The following is a 21,938-nucleotide window of genomic DNA, read 5'->3' as shown; positions in this document are numbered from 1 at the left end:
TTTCCTCTCATCAGCTCAGGTCGCTCTCGAAGTCGTCGATCTCGTCCTGCGACAGGGCGAGCAGCGAGAGGTCGGAAGGGGTGAGGCCGCCGGCCTCGGGCCGCTCGGCGTGGTCGACCAGGGAGCGGAGCGCTTCGAACCAGAGGTCCGCCATCTCCCGGACGTCCCGCTCGGCGAAGAGTTCGCCGGGCCAGGACCAGACCGCCACCAGGTGCGGCCCGTCGGGCCTGTCCTGGCAGACGGCGTTGGCCGACAGGGCGTGCGCCAGGGGCTTGTCGGCCGCGCTGCCGCCGCCCAGGGTCTCGGTGGCCTCCGGGGGCGCGCCCCAGTCCTCGGCCGCCGTGGCCCTCTCGTCGACGGCGTCGAACCTGCCCAGGTAGTTGAAGCCGATCTGCGGCTCCGGGTGCCCGGCGAGCTCGCCCGCGGTCTCGGGGTTGAGGTGGCGCAGCAGCCCGTAGCCGATGCCCTTGTCGGGGATGGCGCGCAGCCGCTCCTTGACGCGCTTGAGCGCCGTACCGGCGTCCTGTCCGCCGCTCCAGACGTCGGAGCCCGTCAGGTCGCCGGGGTCGACGGCGGCCGGGTAGAGGCTGGTGAACCAGCCGACCGTGCGCGACAGGTCCACGCCGGGCAGGATCTCCTCGCGGCCATGGCCCTCCAGTGCGACCAGCACCGCGCTGCCCGCGTCGAGTCCGTGCTCGCCGCGCCACCGTCCGACCGCCAGGGCGAGACCGGTCAGCAGCACCTCGTCCACGCGCGCGTTGAAGAGCGCGGGGACCTTGCCGAGCAGCGGCTCCGTCACCTCGGGGGGCAGCGAGAGGTTCAGCTGGCGGGCGGTGCCGACGACGTCCCTGGTCCGGTCGAGCCTGCGGCCCGCGAGCGGCGGGTCGTCGGTCGCGGCGATCTCCCGCCACAGGTCGAGCTCACCGGTCCGCTCCGGGGCGAGCGCGGCCGATGTCAGCGCCTTGGACCAGCGGCGGAACGAGGTGCCCACCGGCTCCAGTTTCACCGTGTCGCCCGCGGTGACGGCCTGCCAGGCGGCCCTCAGGTCCTCCTGGACGATCCGCCAGGAGACCCCGTCGACCACGAGGTGGTGCACGACGAGCATCAGCCGGCCGTGCCGCTGGGGTCCCGCGTCGAGCCAGACGGCCCTGACCATCGCCCCGGTCTCCGGGTCGAGGGTCGCCCAGGCCCGCTCCTGTTCCGCGACGACCACGTCGATCAGCCCCTCCTGGGGGACGCCTGCGACGTCGACCCGGGTGATCAGGAGCGCTGCGTCGACCGAGCCCTTGGGCGCGATCTCCAGGGTCCGCCCGCCGCCTTCGGCGCTGCGCGCCAGGGTGGCCCGCAGGATGTCGTGGTGGTCCAGGAGCGCCTGGAGGGTGGCGGCGAGCGCCGACTCGTCGCAGCCGACGGGGAGTTGGAGCAGGTTGGCCTGGTGGACGGTCTGGGTGGGACCGCCCCGCTCCAGCAGGTCGAGCATGATCGGGGTGAGCGGCAGCTCGCCCACGGACTCCTCGGGCGACTCGGTGCCGCTCTCCTCCTCGTCGGCCTTGGCGATCCTGGCCAGTGCGCGGACCGTCTTGTGGGCGAACACGTCGCGCAGGCTGATGCTCAGGCCGCACTTGCGAGCCTGGCCCGCCAGCTGGATGGAGACGATGCTGTCGCCGCCCAGCTCGAAGAAGTCGTCGTCGAGACCGACCGATTCGACGCCCAGCACATCGGCGAAGATCCCGGCGAGCACCCGCTCGCGCTCCGCGGCGGAGCCCGGGTCCGCCGGGTCCCGGTCCGCCGGGGCGGCCTCGGTGTCCTGTGCCGTCGCCCTGGGCGTGGCCTCCTCCCTGCGTACGAGGGTGGGGAGCACCTCGGCGCCCCAGCGGACCAGGCCGTGGTCGTCGAGGGCGCCGACCGTGCGCGCCCCGTCGTCGGCGATCGCCGTGAGGATCCCGGCGAGACCCTCGACCAGCTCGCGTGCCCGCTCCCCGTCCAGCAGGTCGGGCCGGTAGCTGAGCCGCAGCAGCAGGTCGTCGCCGGAGAGTCCGGCGTCCAGCGTCAGCAGGTAGTGCGTGGCGTCGCTGCCCCGTACGTCGGTGATGCGCAGGGTGCTGGGGTCGGCGGCGGGCTCGTCGGACGCCGCGGCGCCGGGGGCGTTCTGGAACACCAGCAGCGTGTCGAAGAGTTCGCCGAGACCCGCGGTGCGCTGGAGGTCGACCAGCCGGACGGCCTGATGGTCCATCAGCTCCGTCTGGCGGTCCCGCAGCCGCACCAGCAGGTCGCGCACCGGCTCGTCGGCTTCGAGCGGCAGGCGGACCGGGAGCGTGTTGATGAACAGGCCCACCATCCGCTCCACCCCTGCGACTTCCGCGGGGCGGCCCGAGACAGTCGCCCCGAACACCACGTCGTCGCTGCCCGTGACCCGGCTGAGCAGCAGCGCCCACGCGGCCTGGACCACGGTGTTGAGGGTCACTCCGAGTTCGCCCGCGAGTGCGCCGAGCCGTCCGGCCACCCGCTGGTCGACGCCGCCCATGTGCCGGGCGGGCAGTACGGCCGTGCGGTCCGGGTCGGCCGGGGCCAGCAGGGTCGGCGCGGCCAGACCCGCGAGCTCGCGCTCCCAGGCCAGGGCCGCGGCCCGCGGGTCGCGGCCCGCCAGCCAGCTCAGGTAGTCCCGGTAGGGGGTGGCGGGCTCCAGTGCGCCCGGGTCGCCCCCCGCCGCGTACAGCCGCATCAGCTCGTCGAGCACGATCGGGCCCGACCAGCCGTCCAGGAGCAGGTGGTGGTGGGTGAGCAGCAGGTGGTGCGCGCGCTCGCCGAGCCGTACCAGGGTGGCGCGGACCAGCGGGGGCGCGGTGAGGTCGAAGCCGCGCGCGGCCTCGGCGGCCATCATCGACGTGAGCTCCGCCTCGCGGGCGTCCTCGTCGAGCCCGCTCAGGTCGAGCTCCTGCCACCGGGGCTCGATCGCGTCCGGTACGAGCTGTACCGGCTTGGCGAGGCCCTCGTGGAGGAACCCGGCCCGCAGGTTCTCGTGCCGGACGAACAGCGCCGCGAGGGAGCCGCGCAGTACGGCCGGGTCGAGCGGGCCTTCGAGGCCGACGCCCATCTGGGTGGTGTAGACGTCGACGCCGTCCCGGTCGTAGAGGGAGTGGAAGAACAGCCCCTCCTGGAGCGGGGAGAGCGGCAGGACGTCGAATCCGCCCGGCTGCCTCGCCTCCAGCAGCTCGACCTCCTGCTGGTCGAGGTCGACCAGCGGGAAGTCCGAAGGGGTGTGCCCGCCCGAGCCGGGCTCGGCGGCGTGTGCGGCGAGTGCGGCCAGGGCCCGGCGCCAGGTGGCGGCCAGGTCCTCGATGTCCTCGGCGCCGAAGAGCGCGTCGGGCCAGGTCCAGCGGGCGAACAGATGGGGTCCGTCCGCGTGGTCCCTGGTGGACAGGTTCACCTCGATGGGGTGGCCGACCGGGGTGTCGGGGTGGTCGCTGTTGCCCGCGAGCTCCGTGCCGGTGATGTCCCAGGCGGTGGCCTCGCCGGGCTCCGACGCGTCGAACCTGCCCAGGTAGTTGAAGAGCACCTGGGGCGCGGGGTGGCGGGCGAGCAGCGGCACGGTCTGCGGGTTGAGGTGGCGCAGCAGGCCGTAGCCGAGCCCCTTGTCGGGGATGGCGGCCAGCTGCTCCTTGATCCGCTTGAGCGCCGCGCCGGCCTCGGGGCCGCCCGCGAGCGCCTGCTCCCAGTCGGTGACCCCGGGGGCCAGCCGCACCGGCGACATGGCGCTGAACCAGCCGACGGTACGGGAGAGGTCGGTGTCGCCGAGCTCCTGGCGCCCGTGGCCCTCCAGACCGATGAGCGCGCCGGATGCCGGGGTACGGCCGTGCCGGGCCCGCCAGTCGCCCAGTGCCAGGGTGAGGGCGGTGAGCAGCACTTCGTTGACGCCCGTGCCGAACTGCGCGGGCACGGCGGTGAGCAGCGGCCTGGTCTCCTCGACGGTCAGGTTCAGCTCCACGCTGCGGACCGTGGCGCTGACGTCCCGCCTGGGGTCCAGCGGGCTCTCGGAGAGCAGCGGGTCGGGCCCGGCGAGCACATCGGTCCAGACCGCCACCTCCTCGACGCGCTCCGCCGTGGTGGCCTCGGCGACCAGCCGTTCCGCCCACTCGCGGTAGGTGGTGCCCACTGGCTGGAGGCTGGGGGTGTGCCCTGCGGCGAGCGCCTCCCAGGCTTCCCTCAGATCGGGCAGGAGGATGCGCCAGGAGACGCCGTCGACGGCGAGGTGGTGCACGACGAGCAGCAGGTGGTGCGTGCCGCCGGGCCCTCCGTCGTACCAGACGGCGCGCAGGATCGTGCCCTCTTCGGGGGCGAGCGCGGCCTGGGCCGCCGCCTCGTGCTCCCGGACGGCCGCGGTGAACGCGTCGCCCGTCAGGCCCCGGACGTCGGCCCGGGTGAGCAGGGCGGCCGCGTCGGCCTCGGCCCTGGGCAGCGCCTCAAGGTTCCACACCTGTCCGCCGACCCTGCGGGTGAGGCGCAGCCGCAGCGCGTCGTGGTGGTCCAGGAGCGCCTGGAGGGCGCCGGTGAGGGTCGCCTCCTCGGTGTCGTCGGGGAGGCGCACCATCACTTCCTGGTGGAAGCGGTCCACGGGGCCGCCGCGCTCGCGCCACCAGTTGACCACCGGGGTGAGCGGGATCTCGCCGATGCCGGCGTCCGATGCGGCCGCCTGCGGGGTTGCGTCCGCCGCGGTGGTCGCCGCGGCTGCGAGCTCCTGCACGGTGCGGTGGCGCAGCACGTCGGCGGCGCTGAACACCAGGCCCGCCTGGCGGGCCCGGCTCACCAGCTGGATGGAGACGATGCTGTCGCCGCCCAGCTCGAAGAAGCTGTCGTCGATGCTGACGCCGCTGACTCCGAGCAGGTCCCCGATGAGCTCGCAGAGCGTCTGCTCCTTGGCATCGCGGGGGGCCTGGCCGTCGGGCGTGCCGCCGAGCTCCGGCTTGGGCAGTGCCTTGCGGTCGACCTTGCCGTTGGTGTTCACCGGCAGTTCGTCCAGGGTGACGAAGACCGCGGGCACCAGGTAGTCGGGCAGCCGCTCGGCCAGGTACGTGCGAAGGGTCCCCTCTCCCGCGCCGGTGCCCTGACTCGGCACGACATAGGCGACCAGCTGCTTGAGGCCGGGTACGTCCTCGCGGACGAGCACCGCGGTCATGGCGACATCGGGGTGCATGCCGAGCGCGGCCTCGATCTCGCCCAGCTCGATGCGGTAGCCACGGATCTTGACCTGGTTGTCGGCGCGGCCGACGAACTCCAGGTCGCCGTCCGCGTTCCAGCGCACCATGTCGCCGGTGCGGTAGAGGCGTTCGCCGGGTCCGCCGAACGGGTCGGCGACGAAGCGCTCCGCGGTGAGGTCAGGGCGGTTGAGATAGCCGCGGGCCAGCCCCGCACCGGCCAGGTACAGCTCGCCGACCGCCCCGGCCGGGACCGGGTGCAGCAGCTCGTCGAGCACATAGACCCGGGTGTTGCGCAGGGGCCTGCCGATCGGCAGGTGGACGGTGCCGCTCGCCTGGCGGCTCATGGTGGCGCACACGGTGCTCTCGCTGGGACCGTACGAATTGATCATGCGGCGGCCCCCGGACCAGCGCTCGACCAGCTCGGGCGGGCAGACCTCGCCTCCGACGCTGAACGAGCGCAGGGTGGGCAGTTCGCGCTCGGGCACGGTGCCCAGGACGCCGACCGGGAACATCGCGTGGGTGACGCTGTGGTCCTCGATGAGCTTGATCACTTCCTCGCCCAGGGGCACCTTCTGGTCCGGGGCGAGGACCAGGACCGCGCCGGGGACCAGCGCCATGGCGATCTCGGCCATCGAGACGTCGAAGCTCGGCGATATCGCCTGGAGCACCTTGCTGCCCGCATCGACGTCCAGGTTCTCGACGTGCGAGTCGGCCATGCTCTCGATGCCCTGGTGGGTGATCACGACGCCCTTGGGGCGGCCCGTGGAACCCGAGGTGAAGACGATGTAGGCCGGGTGGTTCAGGTGCAGCGGCGCGGTGCGGTCCGCGTCGGCCGGGTCGTGGGTCACGGCGGCCGCGAGGGTCTCGCGGGTGGCGGGCTCGTCGGCGACGAGCAGTTCCCCGATCCCCGCGTCGCGCAGTGCGGGGGCCACGGCGGAGGTGGCGAGCACCAGTTCGGGGCGGGCCTCGTCGACGATGTACGCGATGCGCTCGGCCGGGAGCCCCGGGTCGAGCGGCAGCAGCACCGCCCCTGACTTGAACACGCCGAACAGCGCGGCCAGCCATTCGATGGAGCGCGGGATGGAGACGGCGACGACCCGTTCGGGCCCGGCGCCGTGTGCGATGAGGGTGTGCGCCCAGCGATTGGCCCGCTCGTTGAGCTCGGCGTAGCTGAGCCGCTCGGACCCGGCTTCCACGGCGATGTGATCGGGCTGGGCCGCGGCCCTGGCCTCGAAGAGCTCGGCCAGGGTGCTGACCCGCTTGGGGTCGGCGGTGTCGTTGCGCTCGATCAGGAGCAGGTTCCGATCGGCAGCGGTGAGCGTGTCGACGGCCCCGATGCGCTGCGCCGGGTCGGCGGCCACGGCCTGGAGGAATCCGGCGAGCCGGCTGGAAAGCGCCTCGACGGTGCCCTGGTCGAAGAGTTCGGTGCGGTAGCTGAACTGGCCCTTCAGCCCGGCGGGCGAGCCGTCGGCGGTGAACTCCTCGCCCAGTTCGAGACCGAGGTCGGCCTTGGCGGCCGTGAGCTCGAAGTCGGCCGCGCTCGCGGTGAGTCCGGGCAGTTCGAGCCGGGGCAGCGTGTTGTTCTGGAAGGCCAGGAACACCTGGGAGAGCGGGGTGTGCGCCAGGGACCGCTCGGGGCTGAGCGCGTCCACCAGCAGTTCGAAGGGGATGTCCTGGTGGGCGTAGGCCGCCAGGTCCGTCTCCCTGACCCGGCCGAGGAGTTCGGCGAAGGTCGGGTCCTGTGAGGTGTCGGTGCGCAGCACCAGGGTGTTCACGAAGAACCCGACGACGTCCTCCAGCGCGCCGTCCGCGCGGCCCGCGACGGCGGTGCTGATGGGGATGTCGGTGCCGGATCCCAGCTTGGTGAGCAGGCTCGCGAAGGCCGCCTGGATCACCATGAACAGGCTGGTCTGATGGGTCCTGGCCAGCGCGGCGAGCGCCGCGTGCAGTTCGCCGCCCACGGAGAACGTGACGGTGGCGCCCTCGGGGCTCATCTCGTTCGGCCTGGGCCGGTCGGTGGGGAGTTCCAGTACGGCGGGCGCACCGGCCAGCGTCTGCTCCCAGAAGCCCAGTTGACGAGCGGTCAGGGACTGCGGGTCCTTGCCGTCGCCCAGCAGCTCCTGCTGCCACAGCGTGTAGTCGGCGTACTGGACGGGCAGCGGCGCGAAGGCCGGGGCCCGGCCGGCCTGCCGGGCGGCGTAGGCGGTGGAGAGGTCGCGGGCGAGCGGGACGTTCGACCAGCCGTCGGACGCGATGTGGTGGACGTTGAGCAGCAGGACGTGCTCGGTCTGCGAAATCTCGAACAGGGTTGCCTTCAGGGGCAGTTCGACCGCGAGGTCGAAGCCCTGGCGGGCGGCCGAGCGCAGGGCGTCGGGGAGGCCCGCCTCGTCGGTGCGGACGGCATCGAGGGGCACGTGCGCGTCGGCGACGACGACGATCTCCTGGCGCGGTCTGCCCCCGGTGTCCGGGTAGCGGGTGCGCAGCACCTCGTGGCGGGCCACGACGTCGGCGACGGCCGCCGTGAGGGCCGTGCGGTCCAGCGTGCCGCTGAGCCGGATGCCGATGGGGATGTTGTACGTCCCCGAGGGGCCCTCGACCTTGCCGAGGAACCACAGCCGCCGCTGGGAGAAGGAGAGCAGGATCTCGTCGGGCCTCACCCGCGCGGCGAGTTCGGGCCGTGCCGAGTCGCCGGGGGTGACCTGGGCGGCGAGCAGCGCGGGCGTGGGTGCCTCGAAGACGGCGCGCACGTCGACCTCGGCGCTGAAGGCCGCACGGATCCGGCTGAGCAGGCGCACCGCGCTGAGCGAGTTGCCGCCGAGCTCGAAGAAGTTGTCGTCGACGCCGATGCCTGGCCGGTCGAGGACCTGGGCGAACAGCCCGCAGACGATCTCCTCCTGCGGGGTGCGCGGCGCCCTGTTCGCCGTCGCGGACGTGAACTCCGGCTCGGGCAGGGCGGCCCGGTCGAGCTTGCCGTTGACGGTCAGCGGCAGCGCGTCCAGCACCACGAAGGCCTCGGGGACCAGGTAGCCGGGGAGCGCGGCGGCCAGCGGCTCGCGCACGGCCGCCGCGTCCAGCGCCACTCCGTCCGCCGGGACCACGTACGCCACCAGGCGCTTGCCGTCCTGGCCGCCGTCGCGGACGACCACGGCCTGGGCGGCGACGGACGGCAGGGCTGCGACGGCCGCCGTGACCTCTCCGAGCTCGATGCGGTGGCCGCGTACCTTCACCTGGTCGTCGGCGCGGCCGACGAACACCAGCTCGCCGCCCGCCAGCCGGCGCGCCACGTCGCCGGTGCGGTACATCCGCTCCCCCGCGGGGCCGTACGGGTCGGCGGTGAACCGCTCCGCGGTGAGCGCGGCGCGGCCCAGGTAGCCGCGGGCCAGGCAGGGGCCCGCGAGATAGAGCTCTCCCGGCACGCCTTCGGGCACCGGGCGCAGCGCGGCGTCCAGGACGTAGGCGCGGACGTTGCCCTGCGGGCGACCCATCGGGACGGGGCCCGCGGGGAGTTCGTCGCCGGGGGCGATGCGGTGCTCGGTGACGTTGACCGTGGCCTCGGTGGGGCCGTACACGTTCCAGACGGTCGCGTCGGGGTGCCGCTCGCGCCAGGCCGCGACGGCCTCGCCGAGCAACGCCTCGCCGCCCAGGAGGAGTTCGGTTCCGGGGGAGTAAGCGGCGGGCAGCGCGGCCAGCGACGGCAGATGGCTCGGGGTCGCCTTCATGAAGGTGACCGGGGTGGTGGCGAGCCGTGCCGCCACCTCGGGGTCCTCCTCCAGCGGTGCGATCAGCACGGTGCCGCCCGCGGTGAGAGGGGTGTACAGCGCGGTGACCGTGAGGTCGAAGGAGAGCGGCGAGTGCACCAGGGCGAGCCCCGAGGCCGCCGGGTAGGCGGACTTGGTCCACTCCAGGTAGTCCACGACCGAGCCGTGGGTCACCACGACGCCCTTGGGGCGCCCGGTGGAACCCGAGGTGTAGATGACGTACGCCGGGTGCTGCGGGGCAAGGGTGGGGACCGGGTTGTGCGGGGGCTGCTCCGCGATCCTGGCGGCGACCGCGGCGTCGTCCACGACGATCCGCTCGATGTCCGTATCGGGCAGGTTCGCCGCGACCGCACGCTGGGTGACGAGCAGCAGGGGCGCCGCGTCGCCCAGCAGGTAGGCGATGCGCTCCGCCGGGTAGGCGGGGTCGACCGGGACGTACGCCGCACCGGACTTGAGGACGGCGAGCAGCGCCACGACCTGGTCGGCCGAGCGTTCCATGGCCACCGCGACCAGCGTCTCGGGGGCCGCGCCCCGGTCGATCAGCGTGTGGGCGAGCCGGTTGGCGCGCTCGCCCAGCTCCGCGTACGTGTACGCGGTGACGCCGTCCACGAGGGCGATCGCGTCCGGGGTGCGGGCGGCCTGGGCCTCGATCAGCCCGGGCACCACCGCTCCCGACGCGGGCACGGCCGTGCCGGCCGAGCCGGTGGTGAGCCGCCGCGTCTCGGTGTCGTCCAGCAGGGCGACCCTGCCGACCGGGGTGTGCGGGGCGTGGACCAATGCCTTTAGTACGCCGCGCAGTTGGCGGGTGGCGGGGGTCACGAGCCCGGTGTCCAGCAGATCGGAGCGGTAGTACCAGTTGAGGACCATCCGCTGCTCGTCCTGCATCACCACCATGCCCAGCGGGTAGTGGTTGTCGCCCTTGGTGTCCACTTCGGACAGGGCCAGGCCGTGCACCCGGTCGCGGGCACCGGGGTCGTCGGGGAAGTTCTCGAAGACCACGGCGGTGTCGAAGAGCGTGGGGAGCCCGGCGATCCGCTGGAGGTCGGCGAGGCCCAGATAGTGGTGGGCCAGCAGTTCCACGCGCTGTTCCTGAACCCGGGTGAGGGTGTCGAGCAGGGAGACATCGGGCCGGACGCGGACCCGGACCGGCACGGTGTTGCTGAACAGACCGACCATCGACTCCACGCCGGGCAGTTCGCCGGGGCGGCCCGATACCGTCTCTCCGAAGAGCACGTCGTCACGGCCGGTGAGCTGGGCCAGGACGATGCCCCAGGCGCCCTGCACCACCGCGTTGAGGGTGAGGCCGTGGGTGCGGGCCGCGCGGGTGAGCTCCGCGGTGAGCTCGGCGGGCAGTTCGTCCACGATGCGCCCGGGCAGGGCGGCGGCGTGACCCGCCGCGCCGGGGGCGATCAGCGTCGGCTCGTCGATGCCGGCGAGCGCGGTGCGCCAGGCGGCCTCGGCGGCGGGCTTGTCCTGGTCGGCGAGCCAGCCCAGGTAGTTCTTGTACGGGACGACCTCGGGCAGGTGCGAGGCGTCGCCCCCGCTCCCGTACAGGGCGAAGAGCTCGCCCGAGAGGACCGGCGCCGACCAGCCGTCGAGGAGCAGGTGGTGGGCGGCGAAGAGCAGCCGGTGGCGGTCGTCACCGAGCTTGATCAGGGTGAAGCGCAGCAGCGGCGGGTGCTCGGGGTCGAAGCGCCTGGACCGCTCCTGGACCAGCAGCCGGTCCAGCTCCTGCTGCTGCTCCGCATCCTGAAGGTGACTCAGATCAATCTCGTTCCACGGGCGTTCGACCTTGGAGGGGATCAGCTGGACGGGTGCGCCTTCGCTGGTGCGGTGGAAGGAGGCGCGCAGGCTGGCGTGGCGCTCCAGGAGCCCCGCGACGGCGGCGCGCAGCGCGTCGGTGTCCAGCGTCCCGTGCACGTCCAGGGCGAGCCGGGTGATGTAGACGTCCTCGGCGTGCTGGTCGTACTCGGTGTGGAAGAGCAGGCCCTCCTGGAGCGGGGAGAGCGGCAGCACGTCGGTCAGGTGCGGCTGCGCCCGCTCCAGCCGGTCGATCTCCGGCTGGGTCAGGGAGACGAGGGTCAGGTCGGAGGGGACGAGCCCGCCGCCTTCGGCCCGCTCGGCGCGCTCCACGAGGGTGCGCAGCGCGGCGAACCACGCCTCGGCGAGGGCGCGCACCTCGTCCTCGGTGAGGAGTTCGCCCGGCCAGGTCCAGGTGGCGGTGAGCCGGGGCCCTTCGCTGTAGGTCTCGGTGACCGCGTTGGCGGTGAGGGTGTACGGCAGCGGGGTGGCCGCATCGGCGCCGCCGCCGAGCGCGCTGTCGATGCCGTCGTCGTCGGCCGCGCCGATGCGGCCCAGGTAGTTGAAGCCGATCTGCGGCTCGGCGAACTTGGCGAGGGTGACGGCGGTGCGCGGGTTGAGGTGGCGCAGCAGTCCGTAGCCGATGCCGTTGTCGGGGATGGCCCGCAGCTGTTCCTTGACCGCCTTGAGCGCGGCGACCGGGTCGGCTCCCGGTGTGCCCGGGTCGAGCCGCACCGGGTAGAGGCTGGTGAACCAGCCGACGGTGCGGGACAGGTCGGCGTCCGGGAGGATGTCCTCGCGGCCGTGTCCCTCCAGGCCGACGAGCACGGACGACGCGTCGCCGCGGCCGGTGGTGCGGCGCCAGTCGACGACGGCGACGGCGAGGGCGCTCAGCAGCACGTCGTTGATCTGCGCGTGGTACGCGGCCGGGACCCGGCCGAGCAGTGGCTCGGTCACATCGGCGGGGAGCCGCAGGGTGAGGTGGCCGGCCGTCGCGAGGGTGTCGCGCTCCTGGTCCAGCGGGCGGACGGTGAGCTGCGGGTCGGGGCCCGACAGGATCTCGCGCCACAGCGGGAGTTCACGGATCCGGTCGGGCTCGTTCGCGGCCGCGGTGAGGTGCTGGGCCCAGCGGCGGAAGGAGGTGCCGGTGGGCTCGGGGGTGAACACGGCGCCCTCGGCTGCCGCTTGGAGTGCGGCGGTGAGCTCGGGCAGCAGGATGCGCCAGGAGACACCGTCCACCGAGAGGTGGTGGATGGTCAGCAGGAGGCGGCCGGGCTCGGTGGTGCCCGCGTCGAACCAGACGGCCTGCACCATCCTGCCGCGCTCGGGGGCGAGCCTGCGCTGGGCAGCAACGGCCTCCTGGCCGATGCGCTCGCGCAGGGCGTCCGTCCCCAGGCCCGCGACGTCCACGCGGTGCAGGGATTCGGCGGCGGGCACGGTGCGCGGCGGGGTGACCTCCAGGGTCCACTCACCGATGTCCTCGATGCGGGTGAGCCTGAGGCGCAGCGCGTCGTGGTGGTCGATGAGGGTCTGGAGCACGGAAGTGATGCGGGGCGCGTCGAGCCCTGCGGGCACCGGCACCGGCATGGCCTGGTTGAACTGGCTGAACTGGTCGCCGGGCCCGGTGTGTTCGCTGAACCAGTGGATGATCGGGGTGAGCGGCACGCCGCCGACGCCGTCGGTGGGGGCGGGCGCGGCAGCCCTGCGGTCGCGGGCCTTGCCCTCCTGGACGACGGGGGCGAGCGCTTGAACGGTCTTGTGGGTGAACACGTCGCGGGGGGTGAGGCGCAGTCCGGCCTTGCGGGCGCGGCTGATCAGCTGGATGGAGGCGATGCTGTCGCCGCCGAGCTCGAAGAAGCTCTGGTCGACGCCGACTTCGTCGAGGCCGAGCACTTCGGCGAAGAGCTTGCACAGCTGCTCCTCGCGGGGCGTGCTGGGCGCCTTGCCCGGCTCTGCACCGAGCTGCGGCACCGGCAGGGCCTTGCGGTCGAGCTTGCCGTTGACCATCAGCGGCAGTGCGTCGAGTACGAGGACGGTGCCGGGCACCATGTACTCGGGCAGCCGCTCGGCGACGTGGCGGCGCAGTGCTTCGGTGTCGGTGCTCCGCCCCGTCGTCGGCACGACGTAGCCGACGAGCGTCTTCACGCCCGGCTGGGTCTCGTGGACCGCCACGGCCGCGGTGTCGACGTCCGCGTGGGCGGCGAGGGCGCTCTCGATCTCGCCGAGCTCGATGCGGAAGCCGCGTACCTTCACCTGGTCGTCGGCGCGGCCCACGAACTCCAGCTGTCCTTCGGCGCCCAGGCGCACCACGTCGCCCGTGCGGTACATGCGCTCGCCCGGCGTACCGAAGGGGCTGGCGACGAAGCGTTCGGACGTGAGCCCGGCCCGCCGCAGATAGCCCCTGGCCAGGCCGGGTCCTGCCACATAGAGCTCGCCCGCGACACCGGGGGCCACCAGGCGCAGCGCGCCGTCCAGGACGTAGGCGCGGGTGTCGGTCACCGGGGTGCCGATCGGCGGGACGCCGCCCGGGGTGAGCGGGGTGCTGATCGAGACGGCGACCGTCGACTCGGTGGGGCCGTACGCGTTGACCATGCGCCGCCCCGGCGCCCACCGCTCGACGAGTTCGGCCGAGCAGGCGTCGCCGCCCACGATCAGGCAGCGGAAGCCGGGCAGTTCGCCGGCCGGGACGCCGGCGAGGGCGGCGGGCGGGATCAGGGCGTGGCTGACCCCGCGGTCGGCGATGACCTCGGCCAGCGGCTCGCCCGCCAGCGGGCCCGGGTCGGGCACGACGAGCGCGGCGCCCGATGTGAGCGTCATGCACAGTTCGAGCACGGACGCGTCGAAGCTCGGTGAGGAGAACTGGAGCACGCGGCTGTGCTCGTCCACCGCGAACCGCTCGCGCTCGGTGGCAGCGAACGCGGCAAGGCCCGCGTGGGTCACCACGACGCCCTTGGGGACGCCGGTGGAGCCCGAGGTATAGATGACGTACGCGGGGGAGGTCACGGACGGTGCTCCCGTGACCGGGGCGCCTGGACCGTCCCACGGCTCGTCGACGAGGACGACGGCCATGCCGTCGACCGCGGGCACCGCGGGCCGGTAGGCAGCCGTCGTCAGCACCGCCGCGGGCCGCGCGTCGCGGAACACGAAGCCGATCCGCTCGGCCGGGTAGTCGGGGTCGACCGGCAGGTAGGCGGCCCCGGCCTTCTGTACGGCGAGCGAGGCCACCACGGACTCCACGGAGCGGCCGAGGACCAGTGCCACGACCTGCTCGGGGCCGACGCCCAGCGCGGCCAGCCGCCCGGCGAGCGCATCGGTGCGCTCGTCGAGTTCGGCGTAGGTCAGCGAGGTCTCGGCGGACTCCACCGCGACCGCGTCCGGGGTGCGGGCCACCTGGGCGGCGAACAGCTCGGGGAAGGTCGCGGCCTCGACGCTCGGGCCTGCGCCGTTGGTCAGGGTGGCACGCTCGGTGTCCGTCAGCAGGTCGAGTGAGGCAACCGGCCGGTCAAGGTCCGCCGTCAGCGCTTCCAGCAGCCGCACCAGACGGCCGCCGATCACTTCCACCTGCTCCCGGTCGAACAGGTCGGGGCGGTAGTTGAGGACCAGGCGCAGCGTGCCCTCGTACACATGGGAGACCAGGCAGAGCGGGTAGTGGTTGGCGTCCAGGACGTCGAAGCCCTCGATCGTCAGGTCGCCCGCGAGATCGCGCAGGTCCTGGAGGTCGAAGGGGAAGTTCTCGAACGCCACGTAGGTGTCGAAGAGTTCGGGGTGTCCGGACAGCCGGTGGATGTCGCGCATCCCGGTGTGCTGGTGGGCCATCATCTCCAGGTGCTCGCCCTGGAGCCGGCCCAGCACCGAGCGCAGGGTGTCCCCGCTGGCCAGCCGTACCCGGACGGGAAGGCTGTTGATGAGCATGCCGACCATGCGCTCGACGCCGGGCACCTCGGGCGGCCGCCCTGAGACGACGGTGCCGAAGACCACGTCGGAGCGGCCGGTCAGCACGGAGAGCAGCAGCCCCCAGGAACCGTGCACGGCGCTGGAGAAGGTGAGGTCGCTGGAGCGCAGCCGGGCCGAGAGCGCGTCGGTGGCCTCGGCGGAGAGCTCGATGTGCAGCTGCTCGGGGTGGACGACGGCGCGTCCCGATTCGGCCTCAACGAGCCGGGTCGGGGCGTCGATGCCGGCCAGCGCGTCGCGCCAGGCGTTCTCCGCCGCGGCCTTGTCGAGCTTGGCGAGGTGCGCCAGGTGGTCCCTGAAGGGGGTGACCCTGGGCAGTGCGGCGGCGTCGGCCCCGTTCCCGTACAGCTCGAAGAGCTCGCCGAGGAGGACGGACGTGGACCAGCCGTCGAGCAGGATGTGGTGGAAGGTGCAGAGGAAGCGGTACGAGTCGTCGGTGAGCCGCAGCAGCTTGAACCGCATCAGCGGCGGGCGGGCGACGTCGAAGCGGTGGGCCTTCTCCTCGGCCTGGACGCGGTCGCGCTCGGCGATGCGCTCGGCCTCGCCGAGGCCGCGCAGGTCGGCCTCCTCCCAGGGCAGTTCGACCTCGCGGGCGACGGCCTGCACGGGGCGGCTCTGCTTGGGGTGCAGGAAGCCGACCCTGAGGTTGGCGTGCCTGCGCAGCAGTGCGTCGGCGGTGGCGCGGAGCAGGGTGGTGTCGAGGTCGCCGCCCAGGTCGAGGACGACCTGCACGGTGTAGACGTCGCTGCCGGTCTCGTCGTAGAGGGCGTGGAAGAGCAGCCCCTCCTGGAGCGGCGAAAGGGGCAGGATGTCCTCGGGACCCGACTTCTTCATTACAGCGTCCTCCACTCGTCTTCGAGCCCGTCGATCTCGTCTTGGGAAAGCTCCACCAGCGCCAGGTCCGACGGGGTGTAGCCGCCGGCGTCGGGGCGCTCGGCGTGTTCGGCCAGTACGCGCAGGGCGCGGAACCAGGTGTCCGCGAGCTCCCGTGCGTCGGCCACGGACAGCAGCCGGGCCGACCAGGTCCAGGTGGCGGTCAGCCGGGGGCCTTCGGGATGGTCCTGGACCACCGCGTTGATCTCCATGACATGGGAGAGGGGCAGGTCGGCGCCCTCGGCCAGGACTATGTCGGTCTCCTCGGCCGGGCCCCAGTCGGTGCCGGGCGCCGCGGCCCTGCCCAGGTAGTTGAAGAGCACGGGGGCCTCGGCGAGCCCGGCGAGCTTGGCCCCGGTCTGCGGGTCGATGTGGCGCAGCAGCCCGTACCCGATGCCGTCGCGCGGCACCGCCCGCAGCTGTTCCTTGACCGCGCGCAGGGCGTGGCCCGCGGCGGGTCCCGCGGCCCAGAGGGCCTCGCGGCCGGCCGCGTCGGTGACCCCGGTGTCGAGGCGGACGGGGTGGATCGTGGTGAACCAGCCGACCGTGCGGGAGAGGTCGAGGTCGTCGGTGAGCTGCTGACGGCCGTGGCCCTCCAGGTCGATGAGGGTGCCGTCGCCGAGCGGGTGGCCCCTGTGGTGGCGCCACTCGTCGACCGCCAGGGCGAGGGCGGCGATCAGCACCTCGTGGACGCGTGCGTTGAAGACCTCGGTGACCCGGTCGAGCAGCGGCAGGGTGTCCTCGGCCGAGAGGGTCTGGGTGAGGGCCCTGGCGCGGAACGCGGTGTCCCGCCCGGGGTCACGGGGCCGGGCGGTCAGGCCGGGCACGGGCAGCCTCAGGGTGTCGGCCCAGTAGTCGAGTTCGGCCGTGGTCGCGGCGTCGGCCGCGTGCTCGGTGAGGAGCGCGGCCCAGCGGCGCAGGGGGGTGCCGACCAGGTCGGGCGCGGGCTGTCCTCCTGCCGTTACGGCGTCCAGGGCGGCGCGCAGGTCGGGCAGCAGGATCTGCCAGGAGACGCCGTCCACGACGAGGTGGTGGGCGGCGACGAGCAGCCGTCCTGGGGCGTCGGGCCCGGCGTCGAACCAGACGAGCTGAATCATCGTGCCCGCCGCGGGGTCCAGTCGGCCCCAGGCCGCGCGCGCCTGACGTCCGATGGTGGTGCGCAGGGTTTCCGTGCCGAGTCCCGCGACGTCGACCCGGCTGACGAGGGCGTCGGCCCCGACACTGCCGCGTGCGGGGATCTCGTAGCGCCACGGCTCGCCGGGCGCGCCGCGCACCAGTCGGGTGCGGAGCGCGTCGTGGTGGTCGAGCAGGGCGCCGAGCGCCCGGGCGAGTTCGGCCTCGCCGATGGCGGGGGGCACCTGGAGCAGGGCGCTCTGGTGGAACGCGTCGACGGGGCCGCCGCGCTCTTCGAGCCAGCGCATGATCGGGGTGGCCGGGAGCTCGCCGGTACCCGCGTCGGTGTCGGTGGCGGTCTTGGGCCGCTCGACCGGGGCCGCGTTCGCGGCGTGGGCGGCGAGTGCGGCGACCGTCTTGAGTTCGAAGACGTCCTTGGGCCCGATGTCCAGGCCGCGTCTGCGGGCCCTGGCGACGAGCTGGATGGAGACGATGCTGTCGCCGCCGAGGGCGAAGAAGCTGTCGTGCAGGCCGATGGAGTCGACGCCCAGCACTTCGGCGAAGAGCCCGGTGATCTCTTCCTCCAGCGGGGTGCGCGCGTGCTCGCCGCCGTCGGACGCGCCGCCCGCGAACGCGGGTGCGGGCAGCGCCTTGCGGTCGAGTTTGCCGTTCGGGGTGAGCGGCAGTTCGGCCAGGACGACCACGGCAGCGGGCACCATGTAGGCGGGCAGCGGGCCCTCGGTGTGGGCGAGCACGTCGGCCGGGTCGATGCTCCGGCCTTCGGCCGCCACGACGTAGCCGACGAGCTGCCGGTGGCCGGGGCGGTCCTCACGGACGGTGGCCGCGGCCCTGGCCACGCCGGGGTGGCGGGCCAACACGGCCTCGATCTCGCCGAGTTCGATGCGGAAGCCGTTCAGCTTGACCTGGTCGTCGGCCCTGCCGAGGTACTCCAGCTGTCCGTCCTGGCGCCAGCGTCCGACGTCGCCCGTGCGGTACATGCGGGTGCCGGCGGGGCCGTACGGGTCGGCGACGAACCGCTCGGCGGTGAGGCCGGGGCGCTTCAGATAGCCGCGGGCGAGCTGGCTGCCGCCGATGAAGATCTCTCCGGGTACGCCCGGCGGGACCGGGCTCAGCGCCGGGTCCAGTACGTGGATCGTGGAGTTCCACATCGGGCGGCCGATGGGTACGGGGCCGCCGGGCGCGCTCTCGTCGGGGCCGATCCGGTACTCGACGCAGCCAACGGTGGCCTCGGTGGGTCCGTACTCGTTGATGACGGTGATGCCGGGCCGCTGGGCCCGCAGTTCGTCGATGACCTCGCCGATCAGCATCTCGCCGCCGACGACCAGTTCGCCGGTCGGGGAGAACTCCTCGGGCAGCACGCCGAGCAGCGCCAGATGGGAGGGGGTGGCCTTCAGGAAGGCGGGGCGCGGGGCGCCGCTGCCGGGGCCTTCGAGCGCGGTGACGCGGACCAGGCCGCCGGAGACCAGCGGGCCGTAGAGCGCGGTGACGGTCAGGTCGAAGGAGACCGGCGAGTGCAGCAGGGTGCTCTCGGTGACTGAGGGGTAGCGGCTGGTGGCGTACGCGAGGTAGACGGCGACAGAGCGGTGTGCCACGACGACGCCCTTGGGCAGGCCGGTCGAGCCCGATGTGTAGATAACGTAGGCGGGGTGGTCGAGGTGGAGCGGCCGGGTGCGGTCCGTGTCGCGCGGGTCGGTTCCGGGGGTGTGCCGCTGTTCGGTGACGTCCAGGACGGGGGTGCCCTGCGGCACGGAGTCACGGGTGCCCGGGGCCACGACGACCAGTGCGGGGGCGGAGTCGCCGAGCATGTGGGCGATGCGCTCGGCCGGGTAGTCGGGGTCGACCGGGACGTAGGCCGCGCCCGACTTGAGGACCGCGAGCAGCGCGACGACGAGGTCGGCCGAGCGGGGCAGCAGGACCGCGACGCGCTCCTCGGGTCCGGCTCCCGCGGCGATCAGGGCGTGGGCCAACTGGTTGGCGCGGGCGTTGAGTTGTGCGTACGAGAGGGTCGTGGCGCCCTCGGCGACGGCGGGGGCGTCGGGGGTGCGGGCGGCCTGGGCCTCGAAGAGGGCGGGCACGGGCGCCTGCGCCTCGACGGTCTCGGACGTGCCGAACTCCCCGAGGACCAGGGCGCGTTCGGCGTCGAAGAGCACGTCGATGTCGCTGATGTGCCGCTCGGGCACGGCGGTGAACGCCGCCAGGATCCGGATCAGCCGCTGGGCCATCGTTTCGATGGTGGCGCGGTCGAACAGGTCGGTGCTGTACTCCAGCCGGCCGGATATCCCGGCGGCGGCCTCGTGGCCGTGCGAGCGCTCGTCCAGGCCGAAGAGCAGGTCGATCTTGGTGACGCCGGGGTCCACCTGCTGCGGGGCCGCGGTGAGACCGGGCAGCTCCAGGGTGGCGTCGGCGGGCGTCTGCACGTCCATCATCACCTGGAACAGCGGGTTCCTGGCCAGCGAGCGCTCCGGGTTGAGCGCCTCGACCAGCCGCTCGAAGGGCACATCCTGGTGGGCGTGGGCGGCCAGCGACATCTCCCGGGAGCGGGCGATGAGTTCGCTGACGGTCGGGTTGCCCGTGAGGTCGTTGCGGAAGACCACGGTGTTCACGAAGCAGCCGACGAGGTGTTCCAGGCGGGCGTCGCCGCGCCCCGCGACGGCGCTGCCGAGCGGGATGTCGTCGCCCGCGCCGAGCTTGCCGAGCAGTACGGCGACGGCGCTCTGGAGCACCATGAACAGGCTCGCCCGGTGCGCTCTGCCCAGCTCGGTGAGCCGCTGGTGCAGTGCTGCGTCGATGTCGAAGCGGACGATGTCGCCGCGCTGGCTCAGCTCGCTGGGCCTGGGGCGGTCGACGGGCAGTTCCAGTTCGTCGGGGATGCCTGACAACGTCGCTGACCAGTAGGCGAGTTGGCGACCCAGGGGGCTGTTCGGGTCCTTGTCGTCGCCGAGCACCGACTGCTGCCAGAGCGTGTAGTCGGCGTACTGGACCGGCAGCGGTGCGAAGGCGGGCGGCTGCCCGGCCGCGCGCGCCGTGTAGGCGAGGCCGAGGTCACGGGCGAGGGGGGCCAGGGAGAGGCCGTCGCCGACGATGTGGTGGAGCACCACGAGCAGGACGTGGTCCTCGGGGCCGAGCACCAGCAGCCGGGGGCGTACGGCGAGTTCGGCGGTCAGGTCGAAGCCTTCGGCGACCACGGCGGCCACGTCGGCGTCGAGGGTCGCGGGGGTGGCGGGCCGCTCGGTGAGAACGACGCGGGCGGCCGCCGCTTCGGGGCTGAGGATCTGCTGGCGGGGGGTGCCGTCGGTCTCGGGGAAGGTGGTGCGCAGGCTCTCGTGGCGGGCCAGCACGTCCTGCAGCGAAGCGGCGAGCGCCGGGCGGTCCAGCTGTCCCGTGAGCCGCAGCGCGAGGCCCATGTTGTAGGCGCCGCTGGGCCCTTGGAGCCGGTTGACCAGCCAGAGCCGCTGCTGGGTGAGGGAGAGCGGGAGTTCGGCGGGGCGCGGGACGGGCTCCAGGACGCGGCGGCGCTCCGCGGTGCGCTCGATGTGCGCCACGAGTCCCGCGACGGTGGGCGCCTCAAAGACGGTACGGATCGAGAGTTCGGCGCCGAAGGACTCACGGATCTGGCCGAGCAGCTTGATCGCGGTCAGGGAGTGGCCGCCGCGCTCGAAGAAGTTGTCGTCGATGCCGATGCGGTCCGCCTTGAGCACGGTGGCCACCAGGGCGCAGAGCCGCTCCTCGGGCTCGGTGCGCGGGGCGCGGTATGCGGCGGGCGCTGGCCCGTCGGCGGCGTGGGCCTCGGTGGGGCGCTCGGGGGGCGTCCAGCCGTCCGGGACGGTGAGCGGGACGGAGTCCAGCGGGGCCTCGGGGTCGGCCGCGCCCAGCGCGGCGAGGAACGCGGTGAGCGCGGCGCTGTGACCGGCCACTGCTTCGGCCGTGTACAGGTCGGCGTTGGCATGGAAGTCGATGAGGAAGCCGTCGTCGGGGGTGCGGTTGTCGACGATCAGCGAGAGGTCTTCCTCGGGGCCGATCGAGAAGCCCCTGACGACGGTCTCGTGGCCGGCGAAGGACAACTGCTCCCCGTACATGATCAGGTTGATCTCGGGGCCCCAGAGCCGCTTGCGGTCGCCGATCCTGCCGAGGTCGCGGTGGATGTCCTCGTAGCGGTAGCGCTGGTGGCGCAGCGCCCCGTGGAGCTCTTCGCCGACCGTACGCAGATATCCGGCGACGGTGGTGGCTTCGCCGGGGGCGAGCCTGATCGGCAGCGCGTTGGAGATCATGCCGGGGGTCCGCTTGGCATCGGCGCCCTGCCGGGCCGCTGCGGCGAGTCCGAGCACGATGTCGTCGGCTCCGGTGAGCCGGTGCAGATAGGCGGCGATGCCCGCGACGACGACGGCGGGCCAACTGGACCTGGCCGAACGGGCGATGTCGCGCAGCGCGTCGGCGCCTTCGGCGTCCACCTCGCCCCGGAAGCGCACGTGGTCGGTGGGGACGCGGTCGGGCCTGGGGGCGAGGCTGACCGGCGCGCCCGTCCCCGCGAGGCGTTCGGTCCAGTAGGTGCCGTCCTGGGCGAACTGCTCGGATGCCCGGTAGGCGGTGTCCTGCTCGACGAGGTCGGCCACCTGGCCGATGCGGCCTGCGGGCGGCTCGGTGCCGGCGGCCGCGGCTGTGTAGAGCTCAGCGACGCGGGCGACGATCAGGGACCAGGAGTAGCCGTCGACGATGGTGTGGTGGACCTTGCTGAACCAGGTGTGGCGGTCGTCCGCGAGCCTGAGGAGCGCGAAGGTGAACAGCGGCCCGCGGGCGACGTCCACCGGCTCGTTCACCCGCTGGAGCATCCAGGCGTCCGCCGCGGCCGACGGGTCGGGTTCCGCGCTGAGGTCCGGGGTGTGCAGCTCCCAGTGCAGCTCGGGCACCACGGTCTGTTCGGGGCCTTCGGGCCCCTGCCGGAACCGGATGCGCAGCGCGTCCGCCTCCTCGACGGTCCTGCGCAGCGCCGCTTCGAAGAGGACCGCGTCGATCTCTCCCGAGACCTCGACGCACTCCGCGATGCTGTACATGGGATTGTCGGGGTCCATCTGCTGCGCCAGCCACATTCCGTACTGGGCGGCCGTCAGAGGCAATTGGATTCCATTCCGATCGGCCATTGCCATTAACTCCGATTGAAGTAGACGCATCGGTCGACCCCACACTACGAATCAGAGCAACGTCCTCAGCAGACTCATGGAAGACTTCAATT

The 21,938-nt window shown here is 73.1% G+C and carries 2 protein-coding genes; both read right to left on the bottom strand.

Going from position 1 to position 21,938, the window contains the following annotated elements:
- Positions 1-10: 10 nt before the first annotated feature.
- Entirely contained in the window at positions 11-15,538 is a 15,528-nt protein-coding gene (locus tag ACIQRW_RS15310; RefSeq protein ID WP_403759624.1) for an amino acid adenylation domain-containing protein, read from the bottom strand.
- Complete coding sequence (locus ACIQRW_RS15305; protein ID WP_403759621.1) at positions 15,538-21,822, bottom strand: amino acid adenylation domain-containing protein; 6,285 nt, start codon at positions 21,820-21,822, stop codon at positions 15,538-15,540. Before ACIQRW_RS15305 ends, ACIQRW_RS15310 begins: the two co-directional genes overlap by 1 nt.
- Between the last annotated feature and the right edge of the window lie 116 nt (positions 21,823-21,938).

It is taken from the genome of Streptomyces sp. NPDC091287 (assembly GCF_044768525.1).
Classification (GTDB): Bacteria; Actinomycetota; Actinomycetes; order Streptomycetales; family Streptomycetaceae; genus Streptomyces.
Note: the sequence above shows the minus strand (reverse complement) of the source record. Positions and strands in the feature narration are given on the sequence as shown.

Bases quoted from the DNA above. Each gene is read 5' to 3' on its own strand.
- ACIQRW_RS15310 (WP_403759624.1), bottom strand. From the start codon at position 15,538: ATGAAGAAGTCGGGTCCCGAGGACATCCTGCCCCTTTCGCCGCTCCAG.